Here is a 15767-nt window from a genome sequence, read left to right as displayed (position 1 = left end):
CGCTGGTACCTACCCAACCCACAAGGAACAACTGTGTCGCAAAGTACCCCCACAGACCTTAAGAACCCCGCCGGCCCGGCATCTGCCGTCGACCCGTCCCTCAGCGCCGAGGGCTACAGCAAGACCCTGAGCCGCCGCCACGTCACCATGATTGCGATGGGCGGCGCCATCGGCGTCGGCCTGTTCATGGGCGCCGGCGGGCGCCTGGCCTCCACGGGCCCGGCCCTGATCTTCTCCTACGCGATCGCTGGCGTCATTGCCTACCTGCTCATGCGGGCACTCGGCGAGCTCATCATGTACCGCCAGACCTCCGGTTCCTTCGTCAGCTATGCCGGCGAACTCTTCGGCAAGAAGGGCGCCTACCTGTCCGGCTGGATGTATTTCATCAACTGGGCCATGACGGGCATCGCCGAGCTGATCGCGATCGGACTGTACTTCCAGTTCTTCTTCCCGAACGTCCCCGTGGAACTGTCCGCCATCGCCGCGCTGGTGCTGCTGGTGGCCGTGAACCTGTTCAGCGTGAAGGCCTTCGGCGAGTTCGAGTTCTGGGCCTCCTGCCTCAAGGTCGCGGCGATTGTGATCTTCCTGGCAGTGGGCACCTTCATGGTGGTCACCAACGCCCAGGTGGGTGGCGGCCACGCCTCCGTGGGCAACCTCTTCCATGCCGACGGCGGAATGTTCCCCAAGGGCGGCCTGGTGATGATCCTGGTCCTCAACGCCGTGATCTTCGCCTACAACGCGATCGAACTGGTGGGCATCACCGCCGGTGAGATGAAGAACCCGGAACGCGAAGTGCCCAAGGCGATCCGCGCCGTCGTACTCCGCATTGTTGTCTTCTACGTCGGCTCGGTGACCCTGCTCGCCATGCTGCTCCCCTCGGACCAGTACAAGGCCGGCACCTCACCGTTCGTCACGGTCTTCGGCCAGATGGGCCTGGGCTGGATGGGCGACGTCATGAACATGATCGTCATCACCGCCGCCCTGTCCTCCTGCAACTCCGGCCTGTACTCGATCGGCCGTATCTTCCGCACCATGGCCAACAACGGCCACGCCCCGCAGTGGCTCACCCGCATGTCCACCCGCCACGTCCCCTATGCCGCGATCCTGGCCATCGGCGCCGTGTACCTCGTGGGCATCCTGTTGAACATCTGGCTGGGCGGCTCGCACGCCTTCGACCTCGCGTTGAACACCGCCTCGATCGGCGTCATCTTCACCTGGGGCTCCATCTTCGCCAGCCAGATCATGCTGCGGAAGAAGAAGGGCATGGTCTCCAGCCTCCCCATGCCCGGTTCGCCGTGGACCAGCTGGGCCGGCCTGGTGGCCCTCCTGGCCATCACCGTGTTGATCGGCTTCGACACCATGACCAGCAAGAGCGGCGAGGTCTTCTACCTCGGCGCCTGGACCCTGGCCACCGTCCCGTTCTTCGCCGTCGTGCTCTGGCTCGGCTGGCAGAAGGTCAAGAACAACGAGCCCAAGAGCGAGCTGTTCGCCTAGGGTTCCAGGACGTTCGACGGCGGGTGCATCCTTGGGGAGGCGCCCGCCGTTCGCGTCCCCGGCCTGTTGGGAGTGTCAGTGCCCGGGGCTAGGCTCGACGCATGGAGCACGCCACCAGCCTGACGCAGCACATCAACGCCGCCCCGGAGAAAGTCTGGGCTGTCATCTCCGACATTCCCGGCTCAGCCGCAACGCTTTCCGGCGTCGATGCCATCCAGATGCTCAGCGAAGGCACCTACGGCGAAGGCACGCGCTGGAAAGAAACACGCACCATGATGGGCCGGCAGGAAACGGTCGAAATGTGGGTCTCTCTGGCCGACCCGCCCCGCAGCACCACGGTCAAAGCCCTGCAGGGCGGCGCGGATTACACCACCCGTTTCACCTTGGCAGGGCGCGACGGCGGCACGGACCTCACGTTGACCTTCGGTGCAGAGGTCATCAAGCCCACGCTCCTGAGCAGGATCACCATGGCATTGTTCGGGAAAATCGGGATGAGTATGACCCGAAAGGCCCTCGGCAAGGATCTCGCGGAGATCGCCGCAAAGGCGGAATCCCTCTGATGGCGGCTGCGAAAGTTGCTGCCCCCAGGATTTCGCCGGTGCACTTGGAAGAACTGCGCGACGACGACGCTCCGGACTTCCGCCGCGGTGAAAGGTACGACGGCCTCCGGTTCAGCCAGGTGCGCGCCGACGGTCAGGAGCTTGACGGCGCGGATTTCCTCGAGTGCGAGTTCACCGGCGTCTCCTTCAACGAGGCCGGACTGCGCGGTGCAAGCTTCCGGGACTGCATCCTCTCGGAGCCGTACGCGCCGGTGCTGACCGCCGCGCGCAGTTCCTGGCGCGACGTCGAAATCAGCAACCCGCGCTGGGGCTCCGCGGAACTGTACGAGGGCAGCTGGCAGTCCGTGCGGATCGACGGCGGCAAGCTGGACTTCCTGAACCTGCGCGGTTCCAAGCTCCAGGACGTCCAGGTGAGTGGCTGCATCATCAACGAACTGGACCTGGGCTCCTGCACGGCGAACCGCGTGGCGTTCAAGGACTGCACCATCGGCACGCTCGACGTCACGGGCGCCAAGCTCAAGGACATGGACCTGCGCGGAAGCGAATTCCGGACAGTCAACGGGCTGGGCGGCCTTTCCGGCGTCGTGATCGATGACTACCAGCTCGGCCTGCTGGCGCCCCTTCTTGCCGGGCACCTGGGCATCCGGGTGTTGTGACGGCCGGTGACTCCGTCTTCCGGTTGACCGCCTCCTGTTGACCCCGGACGGGCACAGTGTAATCTTTATAGAACGAACGGTCGGTAAATTATTCGCCGGCCCTGCTCCGTGAAGGATGTGCTCATGGTCGAGGCTTTTCTTGTTGGCGGCGTCCGTACGCCCGTTGGCCGCTATGGCGGCTCGCTTTCCGCAGTCCGTCCCGACGACCTTGCGGGACTGGTGGTGGGCGAGGCCGTGGCGCGGGCCGGCGTCGACCCTGATTCGATCGACGAGGTGATCCTCGGCAACGCCAACGGAGCCGGCGAGGAGAACCGCAACGTTGCCCGTATGGCGACCCTCCTGGCAGGCCTGCCCCTCCACATCCCCGGCATCACCGTCAACCGCCTGTGTGCATCCGGCATGAGCGCCATCATCATGGCCAGCCAGATGATCAAGGCAGGCGCCGCCGATATCGTGGTGGCAGGCGGCGTCGAATCCATGAGCCGTGCCCCCTGGGTCCAGGAAAAGCCGGCCACCGCCTTCGCCAAGCCCGGGCAGATCTTCGACACCTCGATCGGCTGGCGCTTCGCCAACCCCCGCTTCACCAAAGGCGAGCTCTCCCGGGACGGGAAGATGACCTACTCGATGCCCGAAACCGCCGAGGAAGTCGGCCGGGTGGATGGCATCTCCCGCGAGGACGCGGACGCCTTCGCTGTCGCTTCCCACGAACGCGCCCTCGCCGCGATCGCCGCCGGCCGCTTCAAGGAGGAAATCGTCCCGGTGACGGTGAAGACCCGGAAGGGCGAGACCGTCGTCGACACCGATGAAGGCCCCCGTGAGGGAACCACCATGGAAGTGCTGGCGGGGCTGCGGCCCGTTGTTCCCGGCGGCTCCATCGTCACCGCGGGCAACTCCTCGAGCCTCAACGACGGCGCCTCCGCGATCATCGTCGCCTCCGAGGCGGCCATCCGGAGGTACGGGCTCACCCCGCGTGCCCGGATCATCGACGGCGGAGCTGCCGGCTGCGAGCCGGAGATCATGGGCATCGGCCCGGTGCCCGCCACGCGGAAGATCCTGGACCGCAGGGGCCTCGGCGTCGCCGACCTCGGAGCCGTGGAACTGAACGAGGCCTTCGCCACCCAGTCCCTCGCGAGCATGCGGCGCCTTGGGCTGGACGCCGGAACCGTGAACAACGACGGCGGCGCCATTGCCCTGGGGCACCCCCTCGGTTCCAGCGGCTCCCGGATCGCAATCACGCTGCTGGGCAGGATGGAACGCGAATTGTCCGGGGCAAGCCGTAGGATCGGCCTCGCGACGATGTGCATCGGCGTCGGGCAAGGCTCGGCACTTCTCCTGGAAGGCGTGTAATGGCACTGGATTCTTCGAAGGCACATGGCGGTTCAAAGGCACAGGGCGGTTCAAAGGCACAGCGCGGTACAAAGGCACTGGATCCGGAAGGATTCGGCACCTTGCTGATTGAGGAGCAGGAAGACCGGCTGACCGTCCTGCTCAACCGGCCGGAGGTGCGCAACGCCATCGACCAGCAGATGGTCGACGAGCTCCACAAGGTCTGCGACTACCTCGAACGGGAGCCGAAGATCCTGATCATTGCGGGCAGCGAAGGCGTTTTCGCTTCAGGCGCGGACATCGGCCAGTTGAGGGACCGCCGTCGTGATGACGCCCTGCGCGGCATCAACTCCACGATCTTCGCCCGCATCGCGCGGCTCCCCATGCCCGTCATCGCCGCGATCGACGGCTACTGCCTGGGCGGCGGCGCCGAACTCGCCTACGCCGCCGATTTCCGGATCGGCACGCCCGCCGTGCGGATCGGCAACCCGGAAACCGGGCTCGGCATTATGGCCGCGGCAGGCGCCACCTGGCGGCTCAAGGAACTGGTGGGGGAGCCCCTCGCCAAGGAGATCCTGCTGGCGGGGGCCGTGCTGCGGGCCGAGGAGGCGCTGCGCATCAACCTCATCACCGGCATTTACGAAGCACCCGTGCTGATGGACGCCGCCCACAAGCTCGCCGACCGCATCGCCCGCCAGGACCCGCTGGCCGTGCGGATCACCAAGTCCGTCTTCCATGCCCCGGAGGGGGCGCATCCGGTGATCGACACCCTCGCCCAGGGCATCCTCTTCGAGTCACGGGCCAAGTTCGACCGCATGCAGGACTTCCTGGACAAGAAGATGGCCGAACGGCTGGCGGCCAAGCTCCCGCAGGACGGCGCGCCCGGCGCGGATATTGACAGCACCCCCGTAACCCAGGATAGGACCACCAGATGAGCGTCGTTGCCGCTATTCCGCACGTTGTAGGAGTCCTTGGCGGCGGCCGGATGGGGGCGGGCATCGCGCACGCCTTCCTCGTCAAGGGCGCCACTGTGATTGTGGTGGAGCGCGACGCCGAAGCCGCCGCCGGGGCGCACGCCCGGGTGTCCGACGCCGTTGCCAAGTCCGCCGCGCGCGGCACCCTCGGGGAAAGCCCGGAGGAAGCGCTGGCCCGCTTCAGCACGTCGACGGACTATGAATCGTTCATCCACTGCGGACTGGTGGTGGAGGCCGTGCCGGAGGACTACGAGCTCAAGGTGGCCGCACTCAAGGCAGTGGAAGCGCACCTCTCCGCGGATGCCTTCCTGGCCTCGAACACCTCCTCCCTGTCCGTTTCCGCCCTGGCCTCGGAACTGCACCGTCCGGCCAACTTCCTGGGCCTGCACTTCTTCAACCCGGTGCCGGCGTCCACCCTGATCGAAGTGGTCCTGGCGAAGCAGACCTCGCCGGAACTCGCTGCCGCGGCGAAAGGCTGGGTGGAGGCGCTGGGCAAGACCGCCGTCGTGGTCAATGACGCACCCGGCTTCGCCTCCTCGCGGCTCGGCGTCGCGATCGCCCTGGAGGCGATGCGGATGGTGGAAGAAGGCGTGGCTTCGGCCGAGGACATCGACGCCGCGATGGTCCTGGGCTACAAGCACCCCACCGGGCCGCTGAAGACCACCGACATCGTGGGCCTGGATGTCCGCCTGGGGATTGCCGAATACCTGCACTCCACGTTGGGGGAGCGTTTCGCTCCGCCCCGGATTCTCCGGGACAAGGTGGCCCGGGGTGAACTGGGGCGCAAGAGCGGCAAGGGCTTCTTCGACTGGAGCGAATGAGTCCCGCGCGGGCTGGCTGGCCGACGCGCGGGACCCGTGCTCCGAGCGTCGCTACCTCTTGAGGGCGGCGTTCACGGCCGTGCGGTAGCCGTTGTTGTAGCCCGCCGCGTTCGGGTGGAAGTTCTCCGGGTTCAGGACGTTGCCGTCGAAGTTGATCCACGGCTTGTCCGAACCGATGCCGTGGTCGAGGAAACGTTGCGTCACGTCCACAAAGCGTGCCCCTGCCGCACGGGAGCCCGCGGCTATGGCCGCGTTGAGCGCATCTGCCATGGAGTTGAACGTGGCCGCGAGGGCCTGCTGCTGCGGCGGCATGGTGTTGGTGACGGTAAAGAGCCTCGGATAGCCCGTGACGGCAATGTCGGCAGTAGGCGCCAGGGACCGGAGGTACGCGACCAGTCCTGCAATCTTTGCGGGGAGCTGGGTGAGTGCGGTCCGTGTGCTCTCCACCGCGGCGGCACATGCCGCGCCCAGCGGATCGGGCACGCAGGCCGCGGTCACGGCCCCGGTGCCGACGTCGTTTCCGCCCACGGTGAGGGAGATGTCAGACGCGCTGCCTAGGAGGGCAGCGTTGTTCGTGGCAACGACCGCGACGTCGGTGGTTGTCGCTCCGAAGCAGCCCAGATTGGTGCCGCCCAGGAGGGTGGGGTAGGCGGCGGCAGATTGGAAGCACGGCGGAGCCGATGCCCCGCCGCCGGTGCCCGCGGCGTAGGAGTCCCCCAGCCCCACATAGACCGTTGCCTGCTTTGCCGTGGTGTCTACTGGCGCTGCCTGGGCGGGGGCGCCGGACAGGCCGAATGCGAGGATCGTGGCGGTGAGGGATACCGCCAACGTGTACGCGCGGGATCGGGTATGGTGCGGTTTCATTGGATTTCCCCTTGGTCTCGACGGAGCGGCGTCTCAAAAAGGGCGCTGTGTTTGCGACCCTACTCCCGCGCTGGCCGCCGGTCACGAGTAGCCGGTACTCGTCTGTACGCGCGGAGCCCCCGCTCCGCGCCACGCTAGGCTGAAGCCGTGACGACGATTGCGCCCGTGACCCTCAGCGGCCGGCTGGTAACCCTGGAGCCGCTGCGCCCCGAACACCACGACGGCCTGGTGGAGGCCGCCGGGGACGGTGAACTGTGGAAGCTCTGGTACACCTCGGTGCCTACACCGGACGGCATGGCCGCCGAGATCGAGCGCCGACTGGCCCTGCAGGAGAGCGGCTCCATGCTGCCCTTCGCCACCCGGCTCAACGGCAGCGGCCGCCTGATCGGCATGACCACGTACATGAACATCGACCTCGCCACCCCGCGCCTCGAAATCGGCTCCACCTGGAACGCAGCCTCTGCCCAGGGAAGCGGCAGCAACGCCGAGTCCAAGCTGCTGCTCCTGCGCCATGCATTCGAAACCCTGGGCTGCCCGGCGGTCGAATTCCGTACGCACTGGCTGAACCATCAGTCGCGGGAAGCGATTGCCCGGCTCGGGGCCAAGCAGGACGGCGTGCTGCGGAACCACTCACGCACTGCGGACGGGGTGCTGCGGGATACCGTGGTGTTCTCGATCCTGGAACACGAATGGCCGGCCGTGCGCGCCAACCTCGAGTTCAGGCTCGCGAAACGGGGCTGAACCGCAGCTTTGCTTTCCTGCGGCCCGGCCCCGTCCGCGCGCGGTCACACGTTCTGCCAGCGGCTGTCCGCGGCCGCGCTGGCCTCCACCGCAGCCAGCACCTTCTGCACCTGCAGCGCGTCAGAGAACGACGGCGCGGGCTGCTGTCCGTGCGCGATCGCAGCCACGAGGTCCACCACCTGGTGGGTGAAGCCGTGCTCATAGCCCAGGCCGTGCCCGGTGGGCCACCAGTTTCCGACGTATGGGTGAGAGGGCTCGGTGACGATGATCCGGCGGAAGCCCGCGTCCGGCCCGGAGGCGGCATCGTAGAAGGACAGCACGTTCATGTCTTCGAAGTCGAAGGCCAGGGAACCCAGCGTCCCGTTGAGTTCCAGGCGCATGGCGTTCTTGCGTCCCAGGGCGAACCGCGTGGCCTCGAAGATCCCGATCGGGCCGCCGTCCCCGTTGCCGTTGAAACGGGCGGTGAAGATCGCTGCGTCATCCACGGTGACCGGGCCGCGCGGACCATCCATGCCACCGTGCCCGCCAAGGCCCACAAAGTCCCCGCCGACCGGCCGTTCCTTCACGAAGGTTTCCATCAGGGCCGAGACGCCGGTGATTCCTGCCCCTGTGATCCATTGGGCGGCATCGATGCTGTGGGCCCCGATATCGCCGAGCGAACCTGAGCCGGACTTGGCTTTGTCGAGCCGCCAGGTCAGGGGAGCGTCGGCGTCGGACAGCCAGTCCTGGAGGTATTGGGCACGGACATGGCGGATGGTTCCGAGCCGGCCTTCCTCCACCATGCGCTTCGCCAAAGCCAGGGCGGGCGTACGCCGGTAGGTGAACCCGCACATCGAATACACCCCGTGTGCGGCTGCCTCGGCGGCAACGGCCGTCATCTTCTCCGCTTCCTCCACCGTGTTGGCCAGCGGCTTCTCGCACAACACATGCTTGCCGGCTTCCAGGGCGGCGATGGCGATCTCGGCGTGGGTGTTTCCGGGGGAGCAGATATCGATCAGGTCGATGTCGTCGCGTTCAATCAGCCGCCGCCAATCGGTTTCCACCGAGCCCCAGCCGAGCTTCCCGGCGGCGTCCTGCGCCCGGCTCGCGTCCCTGCCTGCCAGCGCGGTCAATTCCGGGGCCAGCCGGAGGTCGAAGAACCGCGGCGCGGTGCGCCACGCCTGGGAATGGGCGGCCCCCATGAAGGAGTACCCGACCATTCCCACGCGCAGCCGCCGGGTCATGGCGCGACCCCGTTCCCGGTAAGGGCCGCCCGGACTGAGATCCAGGACTTCAGGACCTCCAGCACCGCCGGGCCGCGTTCGTCGAGGATCGCTTGCCGGTAGGAGTCTTCGAGCAGTGCATCCACCGAAACGCGGGCGCCGCTGGCGGCGCTCCGGATCGCGGCCTCCACCATGGCCAGGCTCATGATGTTGCGGTGCACCTGTCCCATGGGCGTACTTCCGGTGCGGACAGCAGCCACGAAATCCCTGAGCGAACCTGCGATCTCCTGGCCCGGATCTGCTTCCGCGTCCTGGGCGACAGCAAGCGAACAGACAGGTTCGCCGTCCCCGTCCCACAGGACAGTTCCATGCTCGCCGCTTATCCGCCACGACGCGTTCCACGAGGTTTCCTGGCCGGGGCTGCACCAACTGCCGTTGAAGACGAAGCGTTCGCCACCGGTCATTTCGAAGACCGCGGTGGCTCCCGCATCCCCTCGGTACCAACTCCAGGACGGGTTGTATTCCTCGCAGGACACGGACACGGGATCGGCATCCAGCAGGAACCGGGCCATGTCGAACTGGTGGATGGCCATGTCCAGCAGCAGCGGGTGGTCCATGGCGTCCCGGAACCCGCCAAAGCGCGGGGCCTTGAAGAATTCCGCAGACAGAATGCCAACACGACCCAGCGAAGACACCAGCTGCTTGGCAGCGAAGAGGTGCCGGTTATAGCGGCGGGACTGGCTGACCATGAACAACTGGCCGTGGAATTCGGCGGCGGCGGCCAGCGAGAGCCCCTGCGCCACGGTGGACGCAACGGGCTTTTCGCCGAGGACCGGCAGCCCGGCTGCCAGCGCCTCAGTGGTGACGGGGTGGTGGGCGGCAGGGACGGTGACGTTGATGACCGCCTGTGCTCCGACGTCGGACGCCAGCGCCGCCGTGCCGGCACCGACCGGCAGCCCGGGACGCCCGAGCCAGGCCGCGGCCGCCCGTGCGGCCTCCAGGTCAAGGTCGACGATTCCTGCCAGTTCCACCAGCGGTGACTCTTCCACGGTCCGCAGCCAGGCACGGCCCATGCCGCCGGCGCCGACCACGATCACGCGCAGGGGAGCGCCGTCGTCGGGAATGGTGGCGAACGGCGCGCTCACGCGTTGGCTCCCTGGTAGCTCTTGCCGTTGAAGAAATCGTCGGTCTCGTAGCGCAGCAGTTCGGGGACGGCGCGTTCCGGGCGGTCGGTGACGGCCCATTCGACGGCGTTGGAGATGACGCGGCGGATGTCCTTGTGGTGGTACACGGGGTAGTCCTGGTCCCCGGGGCTGAAGAAGAAGATCTTGCCGTGGCCGCGCCGGAAGGTGCAGCCGGAGCGGAAGACCTCGCCGCCGCTGAACGAGCTGATGAACACGAGTTCCTCGGGCGTGGGGATGTCGAAGAATTCGCCGTACATCTCCTGCTCGGGGATGACGATGGGGTGCGGGACGCCCTTGGCGATCGGGTGTGTCGGGTCCACCGTCCAGACGAGCTCGCGGTCCTGTTCGGAGCGCCAGCGCAGCGTGCACGTGGTGCCCATGAGCTTGGTGAAGATCTTGGACCAGTGCCCGGAGTGCAGCACGATCAGGCCCATGCCGGAGAGGACGTGGCGGTGGACCCGCTCAACGATCTCGTCATCGACGTCGGCATGGGACATGTGGCCCCACCAGGTCAGCACATCGGTGTTGGCCAGGACTTCCTCGGTGAGGCCGTGTTCCGGTTCGTCCAGCGTTGCGGTGCGGACCTCGGCGGTGGAGCCCAGGTTCTCTTCGATGCCCGCCTTGACGGCGCCGTGCATTCCTTCGGGGTAGAGCCGGGCGACAAGTTCGTCCCGCTTTTCGTGCCTGTTTTCGCTCCATACGGTGACGCGGATCGGAGCGGTGGTGTCAGTCATGGATTCTCCTTGTAGCTGCTGAGATGCGGTCTACTTGACCGCGCCGCCGGTGGTTCCGGCGGCGATGTATTTCTGGGCTGCGACCAGCAGGACGATGGCCGGGATGGAGGCGAGTACCGCCGTCGCCATGACCGAACTCCAGTCGTTCACGTAGGCGCCGATGTACTGGAAGATGCCCAGGGTCACGGGCCGCACGGCCTCGGTGGTGGTCAGGGTCAGGGCGAACAGGAAGTCGCTCCAGGCGAACAGGAAGGTGAACAGCCCGGCAGTGATCAGGGAGTTCCGGCTCAGCGGAACCACGATCGAGCAGAACGCCCGGACATGCCCCGCCCCATCCACGCGCGCCGCCTCGATGACCGAGGCAGGCATGCCGTTCATGAAGGCCCGGATGATGAGGATCGCGAACGGAATGCCGTGGGCGGAGTCGGCCAGGATCAGCCCCGGAATCGAGTTGAGCAGGCCGAGGTCGTTGTACGCGGTGTAGAGGGCGTTGGCCACGACGATTCCGGGGATCATCTGGCTGATGAGGATGGCGAAGAGCACCACACCGGCACCGCGGACCTTGAAATAGGCCAGTGCGTAGGCTGCCGGGGCCGCGATCGCCAGGCTCAACGCAACGCTGCCCAGCGCGATGAGCAGGCTGGTGCCGAGGTTGCCTGCCTGCTCGCTGATGGCAGTGGCGTAGCCGGTGAAGTCAGGTTTGAGCGGGATCCAGGAGGTTTCCAAGGTGGTGCCGTTGGGCTGCAGGGAAGCGTTGACCATCCAGTAGACCGGGAACAGCATGACCGCGAGAAAAAGAACGGCCAGTGCCGTGTACCCCCAGCTCCTGCGGGAGGGAGCGGTGGCGGTGCCCGCGCTTTGGCGGGCCAGTTGCATTGTCATGGTTTCCTCACTCGTCCACTGCGCGTCGGCTGGCCCGCAGGTACAGCACCGCGAAGACCAGGGAAATGACCACCAGCACGTTGCCCAGCGCCGCGCCCTCGCCGAACTTGAACTCGTGGAAGGACAAATCGTAGGACTGGGTGGCGATTGTCTGGGTTGAGTTGGCAGGGCCGCCATTGGTCAGGCCCAGGATGATGTCCAGGACCTTCAACGTGTAGACGACGCCGAGCACCAGCACCACGCTGACCACCGGACGGAGCATGGGCCAGGTAATGTGGCGGAACGCCTTCCAGCCCGTGGCCCCGTCCAGGGATCCGGCCTCGTAGAGTTCGTCCGGGATTTCCTGGAGACCGCCGTACAGGATGGTGAGGTTGAACGGGATGCCGATCCAGATGTTCACGCCGACCACGGCAATCAGAGCCAAGGAGGTGCTGGTCAGCCACGGAACTCCGGTGTGGATGATGCCAAGGTCACCCAGGAAGCGGTTGAGGGCACCGCTGTCCTTGTCCAGGATCCAGCGCCACACGGCACTGGAGACGATCAGGGGCAACAACCACGGGAGCAGGAGCAGCGAACGGAGGATGCCGTTGAGAGGGAACTTGCGCTGGAAGAAAACGGCAAGCGCCAGGCCGATCACGAACTGGCCCAGGATGGATCCGAGCGTGAACAGTGCCGTATTCAGCAGCGAAGTTGAGAACAACGACGACGACAGCACGGTCGCGTAGTTGGCCACGCCCACCCAGGGGGCTTCACCGGTAAAGAAGGTTGCGGTGGTGTAGTCCTGGAAACTCATGACGACGTTCTTCACCACGGGGTAGCCGAAGAACAACGCCATGTAGACCACGGCAGGCACCAGGAAAAGCCATTGGAAGATGCGCTCACGGCGCATGCGGGTGCGTCGCCGTGAGGCTTGCGCTTCGCCGCCCCCGGACCGGGACGTGCCGGTCCCCGGCCGGGATGCGGTGCGCGATACGTCGGTTGTCAGTGACATGGCCGCCTTCTTACTGGCCTTGGGCCTGCTTCAGGGCGTCTGCGGGAGAAGCCTTACCGGTCAGCGCGGCCTGGATTGCCGTGTAGATCTTGGTGGCCTGGCCGGGCCATTCTTCGCCCAGTTCGCCGGTGCGCGCCTTGGCAGTCTTGATCAGTTCAGTGAAGGTCGCGAGCTTGGGGTTCTCGGCTGCGAACTTCTCAGCCAGCGTGGTCTTGGACGGAATCGTGTTGCGGGCCTTCGCCATCGAGAGCTGGTGCTCGTCGCTGTTCATGCAGGCAACCACCTCGGCGGCCTTTGCCTGGCGAGCCTTGTTTCCCGTCTGCGGGACGGTCCAGACTTCGCCGCCCAGGGGTGCTGCGGCAGTCTGGCCGGCCTCCCGGACCGGGATCTTCACCACGCCGTAGTGAAGGGATGGCTGCTTGTCGAGGGACGGGATCTGCCACGGACCGTTGACCATCATGGCGGCCTTGCCGGCCATGAACTGGTCCTTCACATCCGCCTGGGTCCAGTTCAGGGCCGAGGACGACACTGAGCCGTCCTTGACCAGATCAGTCCAGAGTTGAAGGGCCTGTTCGGTCTCGGGAGTGTCGATCTTCTTCTCATCACCGCCGTTTGACCACATGAAGGGAAGGAACTGCCAGGTGCCCTCATACGTGGGGTTGGCATCGAAGGCCAGTCCGTACTGGTCCCCGGCTGTAAGTTTGGCTGCCGCTGCCTTCAGTTCGTCCCAGGTGGTGGGCGGCGTGACCCCGGCCTTGGAGAGGATGTCCTTGTTGTAGAAGAGGGCGATCGTGTTCACGGTGGGAGCCAGGCCGTACACCTTGTCCTTGTATGTGCCTGCACTGAGCACGCCTTCGGCGAAGTTCTCCGTGCTCACCTTGAAGTCGGACAGGGGCGCCAGCGCCCCGGTGGCGGCGATCTGCTGAAGGTCCGGGTTGTCCAGCATGAGGACGTCCGGCAGGGTCTTGGACGAGGACTGCTGGAGCACCTTGGAGATCAGCGATTTGCCGGGGACGGTTTCGCGTTTGATGGTGACGCCGGCCTTGGTGCCGCAGGAGGTCAGTGCGTCGCCGATGAACGATTTGTCGGGTTCGTTGTTGTAGTAGTCCATCACCGAGATTTCGGTGACGTTTTCGGAAGACGAGGCCGCCGGAGTGGCTCCGCAGGCCGAGATGAACAACGGCAGGCCAAGAAGCGTGGCGGTGGCCAGGGCGAGGGGACGGGTAGTCCTGCGTGCTGACTTCATTGTCTGTTCCTTCTTGTGGTGGGATGGTGGATCGTCGGATTGTCGATGCGTATCGACGATGCGCATCGAGAGGCATCGACTGAAAAGGCGGTTGCGGGAAGGGGTTTAGGCGCCGTGGGGTGGACGGAGCGTGCTGGAACGGTGCGTGATGACCGTAGGCACCAGCTCCAGGGATTCGTGTGGTCCCTGGCTGCCGGCTTCGAGGAGTTCGCAGATGATCTTGACCGCCCGGCGCGACACTTCGGCCGGGCGGAGGTCGATGGTGGAAAGCGGAATGGGTTGGAGTTCGGCAAGCGTGGGGGAGGCGCTCCCGATTACGGAAACGTCCTGCCCCGGTGTCAGGCCACGGCTGGCCAAAGCCCTCCGGAGGACGTCCTGGGCGGTGCCGTCCGGGGCGATAAACGCGGGCGTGCCCGTGGTTTCGGCCAAGGCCTTGTCCACGGAGTCCGCGATGACGTCCCTGTCCGTCCCGCCCGGAAGGTGGAGCACTCTTACGCCGAGTTCATTCGCGGCCTTGTCGGTGCCGCGCATGAAACGGTCAACATAGTTCACGTGGCGGTTGACGACTTCCGGCTGCCAGTCGATCACCGACAGCACGGAATGCCCGGCGGCTGCAAGGTCGCGCACGCACTGTTCGCCGGCCATCTCGAAGTCGGCGTCGATGCAGACGAGCCCTGAGGGGTCCCGGGGGATACCGATCAGCACCACCGGCACGTTGAGGCTGCGGGCCACCGGAAGGCGTTCATCCTCGCCCTCCACCTGCATGAGGATGAGCCCATCGCAGATCTGCTGGCCCACGACCCGCCGGAGCCCGGGGGCGCCTTCGTCCTCCGTGACCAGCAGGATGTCGTGATCGTACTGGCGGGCGGTGTTGGCGATCACGGAAACGAACTCCATGATCGAGGCCATGTGCAGTTCGGGGATGAACGGAATCACCAGGCCGATCACATGGGTCCGCCGTCCGGCCAGGGCCCGGGCGCCGGCGTTCGGCTGGTAGGTGAGCTGCTCGATGGCAGCCTCCACCTTCTTCCGGGTCTTCTCGGAAATGGGTCGCTTGCCGCTGAGGACATAGGACACGGTGCTTTGTGCGACGCCGGCCGCCTGGGCTACGTCCTTGCTGGTGGGCATTGCCAGGCCTCCTTTGTCGCTGCCGGGTAGCTGTTGCATCGTGGCCATTATGCCCCGAGTGTGGCTCGTCGATACGTATCGTCGATGCGTATCGAATGACAGTATGACACGCGTCACGTCGCCGATACAAGACTCCCTTCGGCTTTTCCTGCAGCTGTGCTTAGCTGGCAGGTATGGATGGGAGGGCATCGCGTCGGGGAGGCGTCCGCTGGGACGGTGCCGTGAACGCTTGGCATATCGCCGGCGATGTGTACCGGATGGGCCGTCGCGAATGGCTCACCGCGGGTGGCTGGCAGCAGATGTACGACGACGGCGTCCGCACGGTGATCGACCTGCGGAGCCCGCGCGAACGGCAGCCTCGGGACACCGACCCGGATGTTCCCGCGGAACTAATGCTCCGTTTCGACGTGGTGCAGTGTCCCACTGAAGACCCGGACGCCGAGCAGTTCGGCGCCTTGTTCGGTCCCTACCTGAAGGATCCGGCGCATTACGGCCACTACCTGCGGCTTTTCTCGGGCCGGCTTGCCGCCGTGTTCAAGGTGATCGCGGCCGCCCGGGGAAAAGTCGTGGTGCACTGCTCGGCCGGCAGGGACCGGAGTGGAATTGTCGCTGTCATGCTCCAGCTGCTCGCCGGCGCCGGCGAGCAGGAGATCGTCCGCGGCTACCGGCAGGGAATGCGCGGCATCAACGAACGCCACCGCACCCACGGCGTGCCGCACGTCCATGAACGCTACCTGGACGAAGCCAGCCTCGAGGCCCTGCTCGAAACCCGCGAGGCAAGCCTGCTGGAGTTCATCCGTTCCTTGGATGTCCCGGGCTTCCTCCTGGCCAACGGGCTCACCGCCGCTGAAATCGAGGCGGTCCGTTCCAAGTTGAAGGAATCCCCGGCGGCCCATTAACAGGGGCAGGGGCCGTCAGGTATTCTTGGAATGATTACCGAACGGCCGGTCAGTAATTTTCCCAG

At 66.0% G+C, this 15767-nt stretch carries 16 protein-coding genes; 8 read left to right on the top strand and 8 right to left on the bottom strand.

Annotated elements, in window-relative coordinates; all coding sequences use genetic code 11:
• Nucleotides 1-33: 33 nt before the first annotated feature.
• From ACN9M4_RS15895 to ACN9M4_RS15870, 6 genes are all read left to right on the top strand, one after another.
• The gene (locus ACN9M4_RS15895; RefSeq protein WP_426299527.1) at nt 34-1494 is read left to right on the top strand and encodes an amino acid permease; all 1461 of its coding nucleotides are present in this window, start codon (nt 34-36) and stop codon (nt 1492-1494) included.
• A 101-nt stretch (nt 1495-1595) separates the two neighbouring features.
• Entirely contained in the window at nt 1596-2054 is a 459-nt protein-coding gene (locus tag ACN9M4_RS15890) for an SRPBCC family protein (RefSeq protein WP_426299525.1), read from the top strand.
• Entirely contained in the window at nt 2054-2710 is a 657-nt protein-coding gene (locus tag ACN9M4_RS15885) for a pentapeptide repeat-containing protein (protein ID WP_426299523.1), read from the top strand. Before ACN9M4_RS15890 ends, ACN9M4_RS15885 begins: the two co-directional genes overlap by 1 nt.
• A 123-nt stretch (nt 2711-2833) precedes the next feature.
• A complete protein-coding gene (locus tag ACN9M4_RS15880; protein WP_426299521.1) occupies nt 2834-4057 on the top strand; it encodes a thiolase family protein in 1224 nt (407 codons plus the stop codon).
• Nucleotides 4057-4971 (top strand): enoyl-CoA hydratase/isomerase family protein, encoded by a 915-nt coding sequence (locus ACN9M4_RS15875; protein WP_426299519.1) that lies wholly within the window; start codon nt 4057-4059, stop codon nt 4969-4971. Before ACN9M4_RS15880 ends, ACN9M4_RS15875 begins: the two co-directional genes overlap by 1 nt.
• Nucleotides 4968-5831: a 3-hydroxyacyl-CoA dehydrogenase family protein gene (locus ACN9M4_RS15870; RefSeq protein ID WP_426299517.1), complete on the top strand. Its 864-nt coding sequence runs from the start codon at nt 4968-4970 to the stop codon at nt 5829-5831. Before ACN9M4_RS15875 ends, ACN9M4_RS15870 begins: the two co-directional genes overlap by 4 nt.
• A gap of 51 nt (nt 5832-5882) precedes the next feature.
• Here the strand turns inward: ACN9M4_RS15870 and ACN9M4_RS15865 are convergent, their stop codons facing one another.
• On the bottom strand, nt 5883-6695 hold the full coding sequence (locus ACN9M4_RS15865) for a GDSL-type esterase/lipase family protein (protein ID WP_426299515.1): 813 nt from the start codon (nt 6693-6695) through the stop codon (nt 5883-5885).
• Nucleotides 6696-6842: 147 nt separating this feature from the next.
• Here ACN9M4_RS15865 and ACN9M4_RS15860 point away from each other — a divergent pair, with 147 nt between their 5' ends.
• Complete coding sequence (locus ACN9M4_RS15860; protein WP_426299513.1) at nt 6843-7436, top strand: GNAT family N-acetyltransferase; 594 nt, start codon at nt 6843-6845, stop codon at nt 7434-7436.
• Nucleotides 7437-7480: 44 nt separating this feature from the next.
• Here ACN9M4_RS15860 and ACN9M4_RS15855 read toward each other — a convergent pair whose 3' ends face one another.
• From ACN9M4_RS15855 to ACN9M4_RS15825, 7 genes are all read right to left on the bottom strand, one after another.
• The gene (locus tag ACN9M4_RS15855; protein WP_426299511.1) at nt 7481-8659 is read right to left on the bottom strand and encodes a Gfo/Idh/MocA family protein; all 1179 of its coding nucleotides are present in this window, start codon (nt 8657-8659) and stop codon (nt 7481-7483) included.
• Nucleotides 8656-9783 carry a Gfo/Idh/MocA family protein gene (locus ACN9M4_RS15850; RefSeq protein WP_426299509.1) on the bottom strand — a complete coding sequence of 376 codons (1128 nt, stop codon included), beginning with the start codon at nt 9781-9783 and terminating at the stop codon, nt 8656-8658. Before ACN9M4_RS15850 ends, ACN9M4_RS15855 begins: the two co-directional genes overlap by 4 nt.
• On the bottom strand, nt 9780-10556 hold the full coding sequence (locus tag ACN9M4_RS15845) for a ThuA domain-containing protein (RefSeq protein ID WP_426299507.1): 777 nt from the start codon (nt 10554-10556) through the stop codon (nt 9780-9782). The genes ACN9M4_RS15850 and ACN9M4_RS15845 overlap by 4 nt, the downstream gene beginning before the upstream one ends.
• A gap of 30 nt (nt 10557-10586) precedes the next feature.
• The gene (locus tag ACN9M4_RS15840; protein WP_426303502.1) at nt 10587-11432 is read right to left on the bottom strand and encodes a carbohydrate ABC transporter permease; all 846 of its coding nucleotides are present in this window, start codon (nt 11430-11432) and stop codon (nt 10587-10589) included.
• A 13-nt stretch (nt 11433-11445) separates the two neighbouring features.
• Entirely contained in the window at nt 11446-12429 is a 984-nt protein-coding gene (locus ACN9M4_RS15835) for a carbohydrate ABC transporter permease (RefSeq protein ID WP_426299505.1), read from the bottom strand.
• A 10-nt stretch (nt 12430-12439) separates the two neighbouring features.
• Complete coding sequence (locus tag ACN9M4_RS15830) at nt 12440-13675, bottom strand: sugar ABC transporter substrate-binding protein (RefSeq protein ID WP_426299503.1); 1236 nt, start codon at nt 13673-13675, stop codon at nt 12440-12442.
• Between the two features lie 105 nt (nt 13676-13780).
• Nucleotides 13781-14803: a LacI family DNA-binding transcriptional regulator gene (locus ACN9M4_RS15825; RefSeq protein ID WP_426299501.1), complete on the bottom strand. Its 1023-nt coding sequence runs from the start codon at nt 14801-14803 to the stop codon at nt 13781-13783.
• Between the two features lie 173 nt (nt 14804-14976).
• Between ACN9M4_RS15825 and ACN9M4_RS15820 the strand changes: the two genes are divergently transcribed.
• Nucleotides 14977-15702: a tyrosine-protein phosphatase gene (locus ACN9M4_RS15820; protein WP_426299499.1), complete on the top strand. Its 726-nt coding sequence runs from the start codon at nt 14977-14979 to the stop codon at nt 15700-15702.
• Nucleotides 15703-15767: the final 65 nt, after the last annotated feature.

The organism is Arthrobacter sp. R-11 (assembly GCF_049913155.1).
Classification (GTDB): Bacteria; Actinomycetota; Actinomycetes; order Actinomycetales; family Micrococcaceae; genus Arthrobacter.
The sequence above is the reverse complement of the archived record's forward strand: the minus strand, read 5'-3'. Positions and strand labels throughout refer to the sequence as shown.